The 17505-nt window shown below is 67.1% G+C and carries 12 protein-coding genes; 4 read left to right on the forward strand and 8 right to left on the reverse strand.

Annotation, left to right across the window (positions count from 1 at the left end; all coding sequences use genetic code 11):
• Positions 1–197: 197 nt before the first annotated feature.
• On the forward strand, positions 198–533 hold the full coding sequence (locus IB259_RS03400) for a tetratricopeptide repeat protein (RefSeq protein WP_082401201.1): 336 nt from the start codon (positions 198–200) through the stop codon (positions 531–533).
• On the opposite strand, the gene IB259_RS03405 is transcribed toward IB259_RS03400, so the two are convergent.
• Both IB259_RS03405 and phrB read right to left on the reverse strand, forming a co-directional pair.
• Positions 493–1452, reverse strand: a complete 960-nt coding sequence (locus IB259_RS03405; protein WP_192327507.1) for a PAS domain-containing protein — start codon at positions 1450–1452, stop codon at positions 493–495. The genes IB259_RS03400 and IB259_RS03405 overlap by 41 nt on opposite strands.
• A 123-nt stretch (positions 1453–1575) precedes the next feature.
• Positions 1576–2994 carry a deoxyribodipyrimidine photo-lyase gene (phrB, locus tag IB259_RS03410; protein WP_054456777.1) on the reverse strand — a complete coding sequence of 473 codons (1419 nt, stop codon included), beginning with the start codon at positions 2992–2994 and terminating at the stop codon, positions 1576–1578.
• Positions 2995–3275: 281 nt separating this feature from the next.
• Between phrB and IB259_RS03415 the strand changes: the two genes are divergently transcribed.
• A complete protein-coding gene (locus tag IB259_RS03415) occupies positions 3276–4724 on the forward strand; it encodes a CoA transferase (RefSeq protein ID WP_119451098.1) in 1449 nt (482 codons plus the stop codon).
• Between the two features lie 548 nt (positions 4725–5272).
• On the forward strand, positions 5273–9994 hold the full coding sequence (locus IB259_RS03420) for an Ig-like domain-containing protein (protein WP_192327510.1): 4722 nt from the start codon (positions 5273–5275) through the stop codon (positions 9992–9994).
• 86 nt (positions 9995–10080) lie between these two features.
• On the opposite strand, the gene IB259_RS03425 is transcribed toward IB259_RS03420, so the two are convergent.
• The 6 genes from IB259_RS03425 to IB259_RS03450 all read right to left on the reverse strand — a co-directional run bounded on the left by IB259_RS03425 (position 10081) and on the right by IB259_RS03450 (position 15528).
• Entirely contained in the window at positions 10081–10617 is a 537-nt protein-coding gene (locus IB259_RS03425) for a peroxiredoxin (protein WP_192327512.1), read from the reverse strand.
• Between the two features lie 98 nt (positions 10618–10715).
• Complete coding sequence (locus IB259_RS03430) at positions 10716–12200, reverse strand: adenylate cyclase (protein ID WP_192327515.1); 1485 nt, start codon at positions 12198–12200, stop codon at positions 10716–10718.
• Positions 12201–12230: 30 nt separating this feature from the next.
• Complete coding sequence (locus IB259_RS03435) at positions 12231–12395, reverse strand: hypothetical protein (protein WP_175180823.1); 165 nt, start codon at positions 12393–12395, stop codon at positions 12231–12233.
• A gap of 231 nt (positions 12396–12626) precedes the next feature.
• Positions 12627–13034 carry a DoxX family protein gene (locus IB259_RS03440; protein WP_054456781.1) on the reverse strand — a complete coding sequence of 136 codons (408 nt, stop codon included), beginning with the start codon at positions 13032–13034 and terminating at the stop codon, positions 12627–12629.
• A 167-nt stretch (positions 13035–13201) separates the two neighbouring features.
• On the reverse strand, positions 13202–14590 hold the full coding sequence (gene dbpA, locus IB259_RS03445) for an ATP-dependent RNA helicase DbpA (RefSeq protein ID WP_119451102.1): 1389 nt from the start codon (positions 14588–14590) through the stop codon (positions 13202–13204).
• 179 nt (positions 14591–14769) lie between these two features.
• Positions 14770–15528, reverse strand: coding sequence for an IclR family transcriptional regulator (locus IB259_RS03450; protein WP_192327518.1), 759 nt, complete (start codon positions 15526–15528; stop codon positions 14770–14772).
• A 160-nt stretch (positions 15529–15688) separates the two neighbouring features.
• Between IB259_RS03450 and xsc the strand changes: the two genes are divergently transcribed.
• Positions 15689–17500, forward strand: coding sequence for a sulfoacetaldehyde acetyltransferase (xsc, locus tag IB259_RS03455; protein ID WP_054456784.1), 1812 nt, complete (start codon positions 15689–15691; stop codon positions 17498–17500).
• The last annotated feature ends 5 nt before the right edge of the window (positions 17501–17505 follow it).

Here is a 17505-nt window from a genome sequence, read left to right on the forward strand (position 1 = left end):
CGCCGCGCAAGCGTCGGGGGAAAGCCCTATTCTGAATAAGGGTATACCCTTAAATTGACGCGGCGCGGGCCTTTGTTCCGGACCGGCCGCGACGTCGCCAAGGGCTTGCGCGGCGCGGGGCCATTGGGCGGGTTTCGCCACAGCCGTCCTATCATGTCCATCAGATCCAAATGCGCGCGCTGTAGGAGAAATCGGCAATGGAAGGAATGATTGAACGCCTGGAGGCGATGCTGGCCAAGGGCACGGACAACATGCTGCTGCGTTTTTCGCTGGGAAAGGCCTACGCGGAGCAGGATTGCTTCGCCGATGCCGAGCCCCATCTGCGCGCGGCGCTGGCGTTCGATCCCGCCTATTCGGTGGCCTGGAAATGGCTGGGCAAGGCTTGCCTGGGACAGGGCGACAAGAGCGGCGCGCGCGCCGCCTGGGAATCGGGCCTGCAGGCCGCGCAGGCGCGCGGCGATCAGCAGGTGGTGAAGGAGTTGCAGGTGTTCATCAAGCGCTTGGACAAGGAGGCTGCGGCTGGGCACGCGTGAGCCGGAATACCTCGATGGCGTGGCGCAGCTCCTCGGTTTCGGCCCGCTGCGCAACCGTCCCAGGCGCATCCGCTATGCCGGTGTGCACGTCGCGGGCCAGGCCGACCAGATTCCTGCGCGTGGCCTCCAGCGAAAATCTTAATGCGCCGATCTCATCGTCCGGATTGCCCGGCGCCAGCGGCGTGCCCAGATTGCCGGCCGCGATCTGCCGCGTGAAGTTGGTGGCCGTGGCCAACAGGCCGGACAGGGAGCGGCCATAGGCCCAACCCGATGCGAAGATCAGGCAGACGCCAGCGGCCAGCACTGCCGTGGCCAAGGCCAGTTGCTCGATATTCAGGTTGGCCGCCATGCCATGCAGCGCGAAGCCGCCGGCGGCCAGGAACAGCGCGGACGAAAGTCCCGCCCAGGCCAGCATGCGCGCGCGTATGCCCGACGCCCGCCAGTCGCGCAGACGCGCCAGCGGGCCTCCCGGCAGGATCCGCCCCGCGCGCAACCGCAAGCCGCCGGTAATGCCGGTGCGCAGGCGCCGGTAGGCGCTGTCCGCGGTGTCGATCTGGGCGCGCGTTGGTTTGACGCGCACGCAGGCATAGCAGACGGTGACGCCGCGCTCCACCACCGGGGTGATGCTGGCCAGCGACCAATAGTGGCCGCCATGCTTGCGCCGGTTCTTGATCACGCCCGTCCATGACTGGCCCCGCTGTATCGTGCGCCACAAGTCGTCGTAGGCGGCCAACGGCATGTCGGGATGGCGCATGGTGTCATGGCCCTTGCCCATCAGATCCGCCTGCGTGTAGCCGCTGACCTCCAGGAACGCCGGATTGGCGTAGATGATGCGGCCGCGCGCGTCGGTGCGGGTGATGAGGCACTGCTCGTCGTGCAGCGTGTATTCCTGGTCGTGGACCTGCGGATGGTCGCGCATGGCTGTGTCGTCCTGCGATCGGCGTTGGCGGAATGTCGTAGACCGATCATCCGGGACGCGGACGGAAGCGGCGTTGACCTAGGTCAAGCGGGGCCGACGTCGTTCCCGCCCGCGGCCAGCGTCTCAGGCCGGCGGCAGCCCGCTGAACGCCTCCAGCGCGCGCAACCGGCTCTGGGCCAGGTCGACAATGGGCAGCGGATAGCCGGCGGCGGCGCGCTCCATCGGGCTGGGATCATGGATGGCGCGGCCGTCCAGATGCGCCAGTTCCGGCAGCCATTCGCGCAGGAACACGCCGTCCGGATCGAACTTGCGCGACTGCGACAGCGGATTGAAGATGCGGAAGTAGGGCACGGCGTCCGCGCCCGTGGACGCGCTCCATTGCCAGCCGCCGTTGTTGGCGGCGAGATCGCCGTCCACCAGCTGCGCCATGAACCAGGCTTCGCCCAGCCGCCAATCGATCAGCAGGTTCTTGGACAGGAACATGGCCGTCACCATGCGCAGGCGGTTGTGCATCCAGCCCAGCGCCAGCAACTGCCGCATGGCCGCGTCGACGATGGGAATGCCGGTCTGGCCCTGCTGCCAGGCATGCAGGTCCTCAGGCGCGTCGCGCCACGGCACCGCGGCGGTCTCCGGCTTCATGGGCTGGTGCATGGACAGCGCCGGGTAGGCGGCCAATAGATGCTGATAGAACTCGCGCCACAGCAATTCGTTGATCCAGGTGGCGGCGCCGCGCTTCCCGCCCTCTATTTCCCCGTGGTTTGCGGCCTGCGCCGCGCGCAAGGCCTGGCCCGGCGACAGCACCCCCGCCGCCAGATAGGGCGACAGGCAGCTGGTGGCGGGCAGCGAGGGAAAATCGCGTTCTTCCTGGTAGGCGTCGATGACGCCGTCGGCAAAGGCTTCGAGGCGTTCGCTGGCCGCGTCCTCGCCAGCGGGCCAGAGCGCGCGCACAGGCTCGGCGGGCGCATCGAAACCCTCGAAGGCCGCGGGCAGCGGATCCGCCGGCCAGGGCGGCGGGGTCTGCGCGCGCGGGGCGGGCAGGGCGCGCAGCGGCGCCGTGCGCAGCCGTTCGCGGCAGGCCCGCGCGTATGGGGTATAGACGCGGTAGCACTCGCCCTTGCCGGTCAGCACCGTGCCGGGCCGCAGCAGCGAAGCGCCATGATGCAGGGTCCAGTCCACGCCCAGGGCTCGCAGGCTGGCGGCGACCGCGGCATCGCGGCGGCGTTCGTTGACGGCCCATTCGGCGTTGGCGTGGACCTGGCCGATGGCGTGGTCGCGGCAGAAAGCGGCCAGCGCGTCCGGCGCCTCGCTCCAGTCATGCACCGTCAGCAGCCGCAACGGAATGCCCAGGCGGCCGAGTTCGCGAGACAGTTCGCGCAGATTGCGCAGCCAGAAATCCACCTTGGCCGGCGCGTCGCCGTGCTGCCGCCATTGGCCGGGCGCGGCCAGGAACAGGGCGGTGACCGTGCCGGCTTCGGCGGCCGCGGCCAGGGCAGGGTTGTCATGCGCGCGCAGGTCGGTGCGCAGCCAAAGCAGCGTGTTCATGGGTGGTCCAGGGCAGGGGCGGCGAGGCTGGCATTCTATATTGCGCCCGCCGCGCGGACGCGCCGGCAGACCGGCCTTGGAAGACGATGTAAAAACTACGAGTAGATGTGTCCTGGCTTGCGCCGGCTGGCGCCGCGGGCCTCGCGGGGGAAAGCGCCCGGCGCGGCCGGATTGCGCCGCTTTGCGGTCAAACCATGAAACACGCTGGCGCGCCGCGGATATTGACGCCGCCTGGTCCCCGCCCTGTAATTCAAATAAACGACTAGAGCAAGATGAACGCTATGGGAAATCTGATGGACCTACGCCCGTCTTTTCTGAGGGGCCGCACACCCGCAGGCAACGCGTCCCGCGACGTCTTGCAAAAACTCTGGCGCTCGGTGGATCTGCCCGGCGAATCGCTGGACCATGTGGTGTTGACTGGCGCCGATCCGGTACTCCCATCGTCCTTCGCTGTCGGCATGGCGGCGCAGACCAGCATGGCCGCGGCCGCGCTGGCCGCCGCGGAGATCTGGAATCTGCGCGGCGGCGCCAGGCAGCAGGTCGGCGTCGACATGCTGCACGCCGCGCAGGAATGCCGCAGCCACTACACCATCAACGGCATCACGCCCAATCCCTGGGACCCCATCACCGGGCTGTACCGCTGCGGCGACGGCGGCTGGGTCCGAATCCATGCCAATTTCGCTCATCACCGCGATGGCGCGCTGGCGCTGCTGGGCTGTCCGGCCGGCGAAGACACTACCCGCGCGATGGTCGAGCGCGCCTTGAGCCGCTGGAAGGCCCTGGACTTCGAACAGGTGGCCGCCGACGCGGGCCTGCCCGTGGCCGCCATGCGCAGCTTCGACGAATGGGACCGCCACCCCCAAGCCCTGGCGGTGGCCGCGCAGCCCCTGCTGACCATCGAGCGCATCGGCGAAGCCGATCCGCGTCCCTTGCCCAAGTACGGCAATGGCGCCCGGCCGCTCAAGGACATCCGCGTGCTGGACCTGACCCGCATCATCGCTGGCCCGGTCTGCGGACGGGCGCTGGCGGCGTACGGCGCCGATGTGATGCTGCTCAATTCCCCGCATCTGCCCAACATCGACAACATCATCGATACCAGCCGCGGCAAGCTGTCGGTGCTGGCCGATCTGGATACGGCCGACGGCCGCATCGCGCTGGGCAACCTGCTGCGCAGCGCGCACGTGTTCGTGCAGGGCTACCGCCCCGGCGGCCTGGCCGCGCTGGGCTTCGGCCCGCAGGACGCGGCGCGCATCCGTCCGGGCATTGTCTACGTGTCCTTGACCGCCTATGGCGACAAAGGTCCCTGGGCCGGCCGCCGCGGCTTCGATTCCCTGGTGCAGACCGCTACGGGCTTCAACCACGCCGAGGCGCAGGCCGCGGGCCAGGACACGCCCAAGCCCATGCCCATGCAGATCCTGGACCATGCCTCGGGCTACCTGATGGCGTTTGGCGCGCAAGCCGCGCTGGCGCGCCAAATGACCGAAGGCGGCAGCTGGCATGTGCGCGTGTCGCTGGCGCAGACCGCGCATTGGCTGCGCGGCCTGGGCCGTGTCGAGGGCGGCCTGGCCTGTCCGATGCCGGGTTTCGAGGGCCTGCTGGAAACCGAGCCCTCCGGCTTTGGCGAACTGGTGGCTCTGCGCCACGCCGCTCAGTTCTCCGATACGCCGGCCCGCTGGACGCGTCCGTCCAGCCCGCCCGGCACGCATCCGCCGGTCTGGCCATTCAACTAGAAACACCCGCTCAAGCCTGCGCGCCGCCGGCGTCTGGCTGGAAGCAGCGCGTCTCCAAGCAAGGGCCGCGGTTTCATCTGCGGTTCTGTCTGATTTTCATGTAAGCGCCTCAGCACGGCCCCGGAGCCTGTGGCCGGCGCTCTGCCTGCACTTCTTGCGTCCAGCCATGGCTGAGGCGCTTCCATCTCTTCCCACGCAAGCCCGCCCGATACCGCCATGCGCAGCTATCGGGTTTTCTGTTATGGAATCAATAAATTACATATTGATATCAACAGTCATATAAATAGCATGTCGTCATATTTTGTCATTGTTAAGTAACAACCAGAATCCCCGGGTGTAGTCGCTGGGAGTGCGCGCAGGACTTCGTCCTGGATGTGGCTCAGAACGGATCCGCCGACGCCGCAGTTCAGTAGCTTGGCGACTTTGCCTGGCCGGCGCATCTCCCGCCCGCGGGATTCCTTTCAGACAAGGTCATGACGATGCTGAAGCCATCCAAGGCACACGCTTGGTGCATAGCGGCTGCGCGCCAAGTCAGAAAGGCGCTGTGCGTGGCGCTTTCCAGTTTGCTCCTGTTCCAGGGCTGCGCCGCGCCGCTAGCCGGCGAACACCGCAAGCCGCTCCCCGACGCCGAAGGCCGCGCCGCATCCGCCAGCATTGCCGCTCAGGACCGGGCGCGGGCGATGGATCCAAGCGCGGCCGCGGCCAGCGCGCCTATCCCCGGCGGCATGGATCCCGCGCCCGATCTGGAGGGACGCCCCTTGCCCGCCAATCCCAACCAAATGGCGAGCGCGGACGCCAGGTCGACGGCCAGCGGCAAGGCCATCGGTGCAGCCCAGCAAGCGGCGGAAAGCTGGCTGCGCCAGTTCGGCACGGCCAGGCTGGACCTGCTGGGCAGCTTCCATGGCGGCGCTCTGGATATGTTGTTCCCGCTGCGCGATTCCGGGACGAGTCTGATTTTTTCCCAATTCGGCGCGCGCCGGACCAATCTGCTGCAAGAGTCATATCGGACCACGGTCAACCTCGGGCTGGGCTACCGCCATTTCGGCGATGGCTACATGGCTGGCGTCAACGCATTCCTGGACCAGGACGTGTCGCGCGGCCATCGGCGCCTGGGTCTGGGCGGCGAATGGTGGGCGGATTATCTGAAGCTCAGCATGAACGGCTATTTCCGGCTGAGCGACTGGAAGCGTTCGCCCGATGCGCGGGACTATCAGGAACGCCCGGCCAGCGGCTGGGACATCCGGACCGAAGGCTATCTGCCGCAGTATCCGCAGCTGGGCGGCAAGCTGATGTTCGAGAAGTACTACGGCGACGAGGTCGGGCTGTTCGGCGCCAGCAACCGGCAAAGAAATCCCAGCGCCTGGACCCTGGGCGTTTCCTATACGCCGGCGCCGCTGGTCACGCTGGGCCTGGACCATCGCATGGGGCAGGGCGGGCAGTCCGACACCAGCTTCAAGCTGGGCCTGAAGTACGCGCTTGGCGTGCCTTTGGCCAAGCAGTTGCAGCCGGGTGAAGTCGCGCGCAGCCGCAAGCTGGCCGGCATGCGCATGGATCTGGTCGAACGCAACAACGAAATCGTCCTGGAATACAAGAAGAACGATCCCATGACGATACAGCTGCCGGCGGCTGCTTCCGGATATCCTCGGACGGCCCTCAGCTTTCCGGTAACGCTGACGGGCGCGGATGCCGCGCCCCGGATCGAATGGTCCGGTTCCGCGGCGCCGTTTGCGATGCCATACAGCGGCGGCGCGTCCGCATCGCTGATGCTGCCCGATTACCGCAGCGGCGGCATCAACAGCTATCAGCTGATGGCGTCCGCTACGGATGTGCACGGCCGCAAGATCAGGTCCAACGTCATGACCGTGAGCGTCAACCCGCTCAGCGTCAGCGTCGCGCGTTCCAAGGCCGCCGCCATGGCGGACGGCGTGGACAACGTCAGATTCACGGCCCAGGTTCGCGGCGTCCAGGCCGAACCCATGGGGGGGCGCACCGTCACATGGGTCCTGCAGGGGGCCGGCACGATCCGGGAGTCTTCGGACCGCACCGATGCCGATGGCGTGGCGTACGCCCTGGTCAGCAGCACTGTCTCGGGCACGATCGGGGTCGAGGCAATGGAGGCGCAAGGGTTCAAGGGCAGGAGCGAGGCAGAGTTCCTCGAAGCGCCGGGCACGGCCAGCGTGGCGCTGCTCGTTGCGCAGCCCGCGTCCATTCTTGCAAACGGCAGGGACAAGACTGTATTGAAGGCGACAGTCAAGGACGGCAAGGGCAACGCAGTGGGCGCGGGCGTCGCGGTGAACTGGACCGCCACCGGCGGGCGGCTTTCCAGTAACAGCAGCAATACCGACGCGAGCGGCATTGCCGTGGCGGAACTGCTGTCCGCCACTGTTCCAGGCCTTGCGGCCATCACCGCCAGGGCCGGAGCCGAGGATCCGGGCAAGACGGGATCCGTCGCATTCCTGCTCGATGCATCCGATGCCCAGGTGCTGCGGCTCACGCCAAGCAAGACCACCGCCCTGGCCGATGGCCTGGACACGGTGACCTTCACCGCCACCGTCGCGGATGGCCGAGGCAATCCGGTGGGAGCGGGCGTCGCCGTCAACTGGGGCGCCAGCCTGGGCACGCTGGGCGCCGCTTCCAGCAACACGGACGCGAGCAGCCAGGCCACGGTCGTACTGACCGCGCCGACCGCGGCTGGCGCGGCGACCGTCACCGCCAGGGCCGCAAGCGGCGACCCGGGCAAGACCGCCGCGGTCGCGTTCGTCGCGGATGTCGCTAACGCGCGCGTCGTCCAGCTCACGCCCAGCCAGGCCAGGGGCACGGCCAATGGCGCGGATGCCGTGGTTTTCACCGCCATGGTTGAAGACGGCCGCGGCAATCCGGTGGGGGCGGGCGTCACCGTCAACTGGAGCGCCAGTCTTGGGACGCTCGCCGCTACCAGCGTCACCAACGCCAGCGGCCAGGCTTCCGCCTTGCTGATCGCGCCGATCGTTCCCGGCACGGCAACCGTCACGGCCCGGGCGGCGGATGGCGATGCCGGCAAGACCGCGTCAGCCGTCTTCGCGGCAGACGAACTGAGGGCCCGCGTGGCCGCGCTAAGCCCAAGCAAGACCACCGGCCTGGCCAACGGCACTGACACCGTCACACTCACGGCCACGATCGATGATGGCAGAGGCAATCCGTTGGGGGCGGGCATCGTCGTCAACTGGAGCGCCGATCGGGGCTCGATAGGCGCTTCCAGTATCACCAATGCCAGCAGCCAGGCCACCGTCGTCCTGACCGCGCCTACCGCGACCGGAGCGGCGACTGTTACCGCCAAGTGCGCGCCGGCCCGCCAGGCGAAGAGCGCCGGCGGAGATCCCGGCAAGACCGCCGCCGTCGATTTCATCGCTGACGCCTCCAGCGCCCACGTCATCGAGCTGGCCGCGAGCAAGACCGACGCGGTGGCTAACGGCGCCGATACCGTGACCCTCCGGGCCGTCGTCGTCGACAAGCAAGGCAATCGGGTGGGCGCAGGTGTTACCGTCAACTGGAGTACAAGTCTGGGCCAGCTCCCCGCGGCCACCACGACCGATAGCAAGAGCGAAACCTCGGCCGTCCTGATCGCGCCGACTTCCACGGGCGTCGCGACGGTTACCGCCAAGGCTGCGGGCGGCGATGCGGGGCAGGTGGTGTCTATCACCTTCATGGCCGACGCGTCGACCGCCCGTGTGGCGACAGTCGCGGCGAGCAAGACGAGCGGCTTGGCCGATGGCACGGATACCGTGACCTTCACGGCCACGGTTGCGGACGCCAAGGGCAATCCGGTGGGCGCGGGCGTCCCGGTCAACTGGGGCGCCAGTCTGGGCACGCTGGCTGCAACGGTCAGCAAGACCGACGCCAACAGCCAGGCCTCGGCTGTATTGACCGCGCCGACTGCGGTGGGCACGTCGACCGTCAACGCCCGGGCCGCGGGCGGCGACGCGGGCCAGACTGCCACGATAGCCTTTACGGCCGACGCTTCCAGCGCCCGAGTGGTTAGTTGGGCGTTCAGTAGCAATAGCTCGCCGGTACGGGCCAATGGCGTAGACGCCATTATCCTCAGGGCCCACGTGAAAGACGCCATGGGCAATCGCGTGGCCGGGGCGACGGTCGACTGGACCACCAGCCTGGGCAGCCTTGCTAGCGCGACAAGCGTTAGCGACGTCACTGGCGAGGCTCTTGTCAAGCTGGTGTCGACCACCGCCGGTGAAGTTGTCGCCACGGCCAAGGCAGGGGCGGCGGATCCGGGCAAGATCTTGCGCGTGGGTCCCTTCGTGGCCGATCCCGCCACCGCCCGCGTGGTCGTGCTTACGCAAAACAAGACCAATGGCGTCGCCGATGGCGCAGATACGGTGAGATTTACGGCCACGGTACAGGACGCACACGGCAATGCGATGATGAGGTGGGACGTCAACGGCACGCCGAGGCCGCTCGACATTCCCGTCAATTGGACCACTTCCGGCGGCAGGCTGGCCGCAACTGCCAGCAGCACCGATGAGACCGGCAAGGCCACAATGGTATTGACCGCGCCGAAGGTTGCCGGCAGCGTGAATGTCTCCGCCATGGCCCCTGGGCGGGATGCGGGCCGGACAGCCAGCGTGACCTTTGCGGCCGCCACGCCCCGCACCCGCGTCGGCAGCGCTTCGGCCAGCAAGACCAGCATCGTGGCCAATGCCCGCGATACCGTGATCTTCACGGCGGTAGTGCTGGACGGCAACGGCAATTCAGGAGGCGCAGGCCACGTGGTCAACTGGAGCACCGATCTTGGCACGCTGGAGGCGTCATCCTCCAGGACCAACGCCAAGGGCGAGGCCACGGTTGTGCTGACGGCGGGAAAGCTCGCGGGGCAGGCCACGGTGACTGCCAAGACGGGCGCAGACGATTCGGGCCGTGCCTTCCGCGTGGCATTGACCGCTGATCCGATAACCGCCCGCGTCGCTTCCCTGGCCAGCAGCAAGACCTCTGCCCGGGCTGACGGTCAGGAAAAGCTGATCCTTAAGGCGACCGTGAAGGATGCCAACGGCAATCTGGAGGTCGCGGGCGTCACGGTCAACTGGCGGACCAACCTCGGCACGCTGGCCTCGGCAACCAGCAGTACGGATAGCAATGGCGTTGCCACGATGGAACTGCGCGCGCCAGGCGCTCCAGGTATCGCCGTGCTTACCGCGAGGGCAATCGCGGCGGACGGGGGCAAGACCGTGCGCGTGGAGTTCATATCGTCGAGTACGATCCCGCCGCGGCCATGGCAATGAGCAGGCATGTGCGCGGATACATGCGGGACTGCCGTCATGGACGGACTTGCGGCCGAACAGTAGCGGCGCATGCCCGCCAGCGCCGCCTACTGCTTGGCCTTCCAGTCGCGCAGTGCGCGCATGGTGTTGGCCACGTGGGAGTCCGGATTCATGTCGGTGTATTCATACAGGATCTTGCCTTGCGGCGAGATCACGTAGGAGATGCGCTGCGCGTACTCGGGACGCTTGTCGTGGACCGCGTCGTAGGCCTTCATGATCTTGCCATCGCCGTCGGCCGCTACCGCGAACTTGCCGCGGCATTCGCTGACCGAGAACTTGTTCAAGGTGTCGATATTGTCGGTCGACACACCGATGACGGTAGCGCCCAGGGACTTGTAATCATCGGTGGCTTCGGCGAAGTTGTGCGCCTCTATCGTGCAGCCCTGGGTGAACGCGGCGGGGAAGAAATACAAGACCACCGGACCTTGCTTGAGCGCCTCGCTCAGCGAGAACGTGTAGACCTTGCCGCCCAGCGATGCCTGGGTGCTGAAGTCCGGGGCGGGCGCGCCCACGTCCAGCGCGGCCTGGGCCGAGGGACCGGCCAGCAGACTGCAAAGCAATAACCAGGGGGCAATGCGCTTCATCGGAATCTCCAGGAATTTCAGGGGCCGCGCGGCAACGGGTCTACTGTAGCCGTGCAGGAGGCGAGGGTCCAGTAAGCGGCGCGGCGGCGTCGCCCGTCCTAGTCGCGTCCGGAGCCGCCGCGGCCATTCCCGTTGCCATTGCCGTCTCCGCGCGGTTGGTCGCGCTGCTGTTGTTGACGCGCCTGCTGCTGGGCCTGTTGGTCGCGCTGCTGTTGTTGACGCGCCTGCTGCTGAGCCTGCTGGTCGCGCTGCTGTTGCTGACGCGCCTGCTGCTGGGCCTGCTGGTCGCGCTGCTGTTGTTGACGCGCCTGCTGCTGGGCCTGCTGGTCGCGTTGTTGTTGTTGTTGACGCGCCTGCTGCTGGGCCTGCTGGTCGCGCTGCTGTTGTTGACGCGCCTGCTGCTGGGCCTGCTGGTCGCGCTGCTGTTGCTGACGCGCCTGTTGCTGGGCCTGCTGGTCGCGTTGCTGCTGCTGGCGTTCCTGCTGCTGGGCCTGTTGGTCACGTTGCTGTTGCTGACGCGCCTGTTGCTGGGCCTGCTGGTCGCGTTGCTGTTGCTGGCGTTCCTGCTGCTGGGCCTGTTGGTCACGTTGCTGTTGCTGCTGCGCCTGCTGATCGCGCTGCTGTTGCTCTCGCGCCTGTTGCCCCTGCGGCTGCTGGGGGCGGCCTGTCTGCCCGGCAGACATATCGCGTCCGCGTTGCATGTCGCCGTGGTCCGCGTTGTTCCGGTCAGCGCCGCCGCGGTTATCGCGCCCGTTGTTGTCCTGGCCGCGATCGCGTCCGTCGCGTCCATTGTCCGGACGCTGGCCTTCATGCGGCCGGCCATTGGATTGATGGTCCACGTAGGCCTGGGGCGGCCGGCCCTTGTTGTGGTCGTAGAACTGAGCCCGGTTATTGCCGGCGTCGCGCGCGTAGCCGCGCTGTATGTCGGTCTGCGGAGAATGGCGGTCCTTGCGCGCGGCAAGTTCGCGCGGGTCCGCGTTGCGCCGGATGCCGGATGGGCCGCCGTGGTAGCTGACGCGGCGGTTGTCCACGTTGTTCACGACCACGGTGTGGTTATAGACATTGGTCACGCGCGTGACGTTCACGTTCGTGACGGAACGGTTGTAGTAGAAGCGGTCGCGCTTCCAGTAACCGCCCACATAGCCCAGGCCGTTGTAGCCAAAGCCGTAGTTGATTCCGCCATAGAAGCCCACGTGTGGACCCCAATAGCCGGGGGTCCAGAGGTAGATGCCATTGCTGAAGCCCCAATAACCGGGTGTCCAGAGCGCGCCGGCATAGGGCGCGAGCACCCATGCGCCGGGTACCCAGAAAAACCCGTAGCGGTTCAGGCTCCAGTAGCCCGGCACCCACATATAGCCGTCGGCGGGCGCTGGCGGCTGGACATAGACGGGTAAGGGCGGGGGCGGCTGGGGGCTGCGGTCCACCAGTGCCAGGTTGGCGTTGGCGGGATCGCCGTCGTCATAGACGGGCGCGGCGGGCGCCGGCGGCGGCTCATAGGTCTGCGCCGCCACGCTGGCACAGGCAACCATCAGGACAGCCGCGGCCAAAGGGCGCGGGCGCAGGATCCGGGAACAGGTATTCATGGTTTTTCCTTGGCGCAACGGGCGCGCGGATCAATAGCCACGATAGTAGTAATGGGGGGCTGGATACGCCGGGTAGTAATAATGCGGCGTGTAGTAGACCGGCGCGGGACGATAGTGCGCGGGCCTGGCGGGTACGACCACGCAACCGGTCAAGGCGCTGGTCACGGCCAGCATCAGCAATAGACTTTTCTTCATTTTGCGACTCCTGCCGAGCGCCTGGCGTGGTTCACGCCTTTTTTGCGCTCGTCAGGATTAGGCCACAGGCCGGTCTCCACGGTTCTGCACTGTAATCGTTCCGAAACAGCTTTCCGGTGACGGATATTTGCGCCTGCGTGACCGTCGATGTCGTTCGTATCAATGTCCGCGCAAAAGAAAAGGGGCCGCCTCGGCGACCCCCTCATAGCGCGTAGCGCCGTGTTACGGCTGTCAGTTCCAGCGGCCGCCGTTACCGGCGAGGCTGAAGCGGCCCGCGCCCATGAAGGCGATGGCCAGGCCGGTGAACAGGAACATGCCTTGCAGTTCCAGCGCCCAGCCACCGTTGTTGGTCATGCTGCTGATCTGGCCGGAGTGGGCCAGCAGGATGGCGACGACCATGTTGATGGCGATCAGCAAACCGCCCAGGCGGGTGTAGATGCCGACGATGAGCAGCACGGGGGCGAGGATTTCGCCGACGTAGGCGCCATAGGCGAGGAAGCCGGGCAGGCCGTGCGAGGACAGCATGCCGCTGATGCCGCCGACGCCGCCGCCGGTCAGTTTGAACAGGCCATGCAGCAGAATCAGAATACCGAGGGTCAGGCGCAGGATCAGCTTGCCAGTGTCGTCGGATTTGATCATGGTGAGTTTCTCATCTATTGGTTGAAAGGGGACCGCGGCCGTTGGAACAGGGCGCGAGCCTTTGGTTCCGCGCCCCGGTGATCGCGGGCAGGGCGGCCGCCGGGGCAGGCCGCGCCATTATTGCAAAACCCGAGCAAAACCATCAAGTTTTTGTCGCCCGCCGACACTCAGAACTCTTCCAGATAGCGCATGCGGAAGCGCCGGCCCTTGATATTGCTGTTGGACAGACGCGAGAACGCCTGCTTGGCGATCTGCCGGTCCAGCGCCACGTAGGAGTTGAATTCGGTGATGTTGATCTTGCCAACCTGCTCGAACGTCAGGCCGCCGTCGCCGGTCAGCGCGCCCAGCAGGTCGCCCGGGCGCAGCTTGTCCTTCTTGCCGCCCTGGATGCACAGCGTGATCATGGGCGCGCGCAAGGGACGATCCGCCTTGGGCCGCAAGGCCTTGATGTCGCCCCACACCAGCGGCGCGCCCTGATACTGCTCGATCAGGTTGGCCCAGCGCATCTCCTCGGGCGAGCACAAGCTCAGCGCCAGGCCCTTTTGTTCGCCGCGGCCGCTGCGGCCGATGCGGTGCACGTGGACCTCGGTGTCCTTGGTCACGTCGACGTTGATCACGGCGCCCAGGTTCTGGATGTCCAGGCCGCGCGCCGCCACGTCGGTGGCCACCAGCACGGCGCAGCTGCGGTTGGCGAACTGGATCAGGATTTCATCGCGCTCGCGCTGTTCCAGGTCGCCGTTCAGGGCCTGGGCGCTGATGCCCTCGGCCTGCAGCCGTTCCACCAGGTCGTGGCTGCGGATCTTGGTGTTGCAGAAGGCCAGCGTGGATTCGGGGCGGAAGTGCGCCAGCAGGCGCGTCACTGCGTCGAGCCGGTCCTTTTCGTCGATTTCGTAGAAGATCTGCTCGATGCGGCTGGCGTCATGCTGCGCCTCGACCTTGACCTCGGCGGGATTGCGCAGGAAGCGGGCGCTGAGCTTGCGGATGTTGTCGGGATATGTTGCCGAGAACAGCAGCGTCTGGCGCTTGGTCGGGCAATGCGAGGCGATGGCCACGATATCGTCATAAAAGCCCATGTCGACCATGCGGTCGGCCTCGTCCAGCACCAGGGTGTTCAGGCCCGACAGGTCCAGGCTGCCGCGCTCCAGGTGATCCTGGATCCGGCCGGGCGTACCCACCACCAGGTGCGCGCCGCGCGCCAGCGATTCGGCTTGGGGACGGGCGGCGGCGCCGCCGCACAGGGTCAGGATCTTGACGTTGGCGATCTGGCGGGCCAGCCGGCGCAACTCCTGTGCGACCTGGTCCGCCAGTTCGCGCGTGGGGCAGACCAGCAGTGCCTGTGGGGTCAAGCGCGCGGGATCGAGCTTCTGCAGCACGCCCAGGCCGAAGGCCGCGGTCTTGCCGCTGCCGGTCTTGGCTTGCGCAATGAGGTCGCGGCCTTCCAGGATCAGCGGCAGGCTCTGGGCCTGGATGGGTGTCATCTGCTCGAAGCCCAGGCTCTTCAGGTTGTCGAGCAGGGCGGGCAGCAGGGGCAGGGAGGTAAAGGAAGTGTCGGTCACGATAGAAGAGTGTCGCTTTCTGCCCGGCATCGGCCTGGCGGCAAAAGGAAGGGGCGGCTGCGTCATGAGGCAGGCGCGCGTACGCCCAAGAGTGTAATGCCTGCGGCCGATGGCCCTTGCAACAAAGGCGGAACATAGCGTTCCAGACGCGCCCCTGGGCGGGCGGGAGCCGCCGGCCGCTAGGCGTCAGGCCCGTAGGTGCCGGCCAGCGCCCGGGCGGCCTCTTGCATGCGCGGCAACCAGGCGCGCGCGCCTTCGATGGACAGCCGGGCCACCGGTGCGTGCAAGGCGACCGCGGCGATGGCGCGCGTGCCATGCAGAATGGGCACCGCCATGCAGACGATGCCCAGCAGGAATTCCTCGCGGTCGAAGCTCGCGCCTTCCTTCTTGATGGTGCGCAGTTCCTGTTCCAGCGAGGCCACGTCGCACAGCGTGTTGGGCGTGTAGCGCGGCAAGGGCGCCGCGGCCAGCAGCCGCTGGCGCGCCTCGCGCCGCATGTGGGCCAGGAACAGTTTGCCGCTGGCCGAGCAATGCAGCGGCACGCGCGAGCCCGATTGCAGGTTCACCCGCAGCGGCCAGGCGGTTTCGACGCGGTCCAGGTAGATGACCTCGTCGCCGTCCAGCATGGTGCAGTTGCAGGTTTCGCCGATTTCGTCGACCAGGCTGTCCAGGATGCGGTGGCGTTCGCCGCGCAAGGGCGAATTCAGCAGGGTTTCACGTGCCAGCGCGCTCAGGCGCGGGCCGCTGACGTAACTTTTGCCGGCGGGCTCGCGCAGCAGCATGCCGGCGTCGACCAGCCGCGACAGGATGCGCAGCACGGAGGGCTTGGGCAGGCCGGTGGCGTCCGTCAGCGCGGCCAGCGATACCGGCTGCCCCGAGCGGGCGACCTGTTCCAGCAGGGTCAGCGCGCGCAGCGCTGCGGAGGATTCGTCTTTCATCTTTCAATAATTGAAGATTCGGCGGCTTGCTGCGCATCGTCGCACGGATTTTGCAGAAAATGAAACGCCGTGGGCTGGGAACGGGCAGGTTTCTGCTGCAGTATCGGATCATGCCGGCCCAGATGCAATCCGACACCGCCGGCCTGCCAGGAGAGAGACCATGAGCAGCAAGCAACACATGACCCCCAGCGAAGCGTTTGTGGAAACGCTGGTCGCGCAGGGCGTCAAGGACGTATTCGGCATCGTCGGCTCGGCCTTCATGGACGCGCTGGACCTGTTCCCGGCGGCCGGCATCCGCTTCGTGCCGACGGTGCACGAGCAGGGCGCCGCGCACATGGCCGACGGCTACTCGCGCGTGACCGGCCGCCACGGCGTCTGCATCGCGCAAAACGGCCCCGGCATCACCAATTTCGTGACCGGCGTGGCAGCGGCGTACTGGGCGCATAGCCCGGTCGTGGCCATCACGCCCGAGACCGGCACCGCGGGCATGGGGCTGGGCGGCTTCCAGGAAACCGAGCAGTTGCCGATCTTCTCGCGCATCACCAAGTACCAGGCCCATGTGAACCGGCCCGACCGCATGGCGGAATTCACCGCCAAGGCCTTCGACAATGCGCTGGCCGAGCGCGGTCCGACGCAGTTGAACATCCCGCGCGACTATTTCTACGGCGAGATCGACGTGGCCATTCCGGAACCGCGCCGCATTCGCCGCGGTCCGGGCTCGGAAGAGGACCTGGAGGCGGCGGCGCAAATGCTGGCGCAGGCCAAGTTCCCCGTCATCGTGGCGGGTGGCGGCGTGCTGTTCTCGGAAGGGCAGGCGGAATGCGTGGCTCTGGCCGAACTGCTGGGCGCGCCGGTGGTCACCAGCTACCTGCACAACGACGCATTCCCGGCCAGCCACCCGCTGTGGTGCGGCCCCTTGGGGTACCAGGGCGCCAAGGCCGGCATGAAGCTGCTGTCGCAGGCCGACGTGGTGCTGGCGCTGGGCACGCGCCTGGGACCCTTCGGAACCTTGCCGCAGCACGGGCTGGACTACTGGCCGCAGGGCGCGCGCATCATCCAGGTGGACGCCGACCACCGCATGCTGGGCCTGGTGCGTCCGGTGTCGGTGGGCATCTGCGGCGATGCCAAGCCGGCGGCTGCGGCGCTGGCGGGCAAATTGCGGGGACGCGAGATCGCTTGCGCCGCCACCAAAGGTGGCCGCGCCGAACAGATCGCGGCGCAGAAGGCCGAATGGGAAAAGGAACTGGACAGCTGGTCGCACGAACGAGACGACTGGAGCCTGGACATCATCGAGCACGGCGGCGGCCGCATGCATCCGCGCCGCATGCTGCGCGAGCTGGAACGCGCCATGCCCAAGCATGTCATGGTGTCCACCGACATCGGCAACATCTGCTCGGTGTCCAACAGCTATCTGCGCTTCGACGAGCCGAACTCCATGCTGGCCGCCATGAGCTTCGGCAATTGCGGCTACGCCTTGCCGGCGCTGATCGGCGCCAAGCTCGGCCGGCCCGACCGTCCCGCCGTGGCCTACGTGGGCGATGGCGCCTGGTGCATGAGCTTCCAGGAATTGCTGACCTGCGTGCGCGAGAAGATACCGGTGACGGCCGTGGTGTTCCACAATGGCCAATGGGGCGCGGAAAAGAAGAACCAGGTGGACTTCTACGGCCGCCGCTTCGTCGGCAGCAACCTGAAGAACCCGAACTTTTCGGAGTTGGCGCGGGCCATGGGCGCGGAAGGCATCAGGGTGGAGCATGCCGACCAGGTGGGCGCCGCCTTGCAGGCCGCATGCAAGGCGCAGTCCGAAGGCAAGACCACCGTGCTGGAGATGATGGTCAGCCAGGAACTGGGCGACCCGTTCCGCCGCGACGCGCTCAAGCAGCCGGTACGCTTCCTGGACAAGTACAAGCAGTACGTGAACCAGCCTTTCCATCCGGGCGAGGTGCCGCTGTCGATCGATCCGGCCAAGCGCTGATCGCG

Source organism: Achromobacter sp. ACM04 (assembly GCF_014851465.1).
GTDB classification, from domain to species: Bacteria; Pseudomonadota; Gammaproteobacteria; order Burkholderiales; family Burkholderiaceae_B; genus Achromobacter; species Achromobacter aegrifaciens.

Excerpts from the sequence above, each read along its gene's own strand:
- xsc (WP_054456784.1), top strand. The coding sequence starts at position 15,689 with ATGAGCAGCAAGCAACACATGACCCCCAGCGAAGCGTTTGTGGAAACG.
- IB259_RS03425 (WP_192327512.1), bottom strand. The coding sequence starts at position 10,617 with ATGAAGCGCATTGCCCCCTGGTTATTGCTTTGCAGTCTGCTGGCCGGT.
- IB259_RS03430 (WP_192327515.1), bottom strand. The coding sequence starts at position 12,200 with ATGAATACCTGTTCCCGGATCCTGCGCCCGCGCCCTTTGGCCGCGGCT.
- phrB (WP_054456777.1), bottom strand. The coding sequence starts at position 2,994 with ATGAACACGCTGCTTTGGCTGCGCACCGACCTGCGCGCGCATGACAAC.
- IB259_RS03405 (WP_192327507.1), bottom strand. The coding sequence starts at position 1,452 with ATGCGCGACCATCCGCAGGTCCACGACCAGGAATACACGCTGCACGAC.
- IB259_RS03415 (WP_119451098.1), top strand. The coding sequence starts at position 3,276 with ATGGGAAATCTGATGGACCTACGCCCGTCTTTTCTGAGGGGCCGCACA.
- IB259_RS03435 (WP_175180823.1), bottom strand. The coding sequence starts at position 12,395 with ATGAAGAAAAGTCTATTGCTGATGCTGGCCGTGACCAGCGCCTTGACC.
- IB259_RS03440 (WP_054456781.1), bottom strand. The coding sequence starts at position 13,034 with ATGATCAAATCCGACGACACTGGCAAGCTGATCCTGCGCCTGACCCTC.
- IB259_RS03450 (WP_192327518.1), bottom strand. The coding sequence starts at position 15,528 with ATGAAAGACGAATCCTCCGCAGCGCTGCGCGCGCTGACCCTGCTGGAA.
- IB259_RS03400 (WP_082401201.1), top strand. The coding sequence starts at position 198 with ATGGAAGGAATGATTGAACGCCTGGAGGCGATGCTGGCCAAGGGCACG.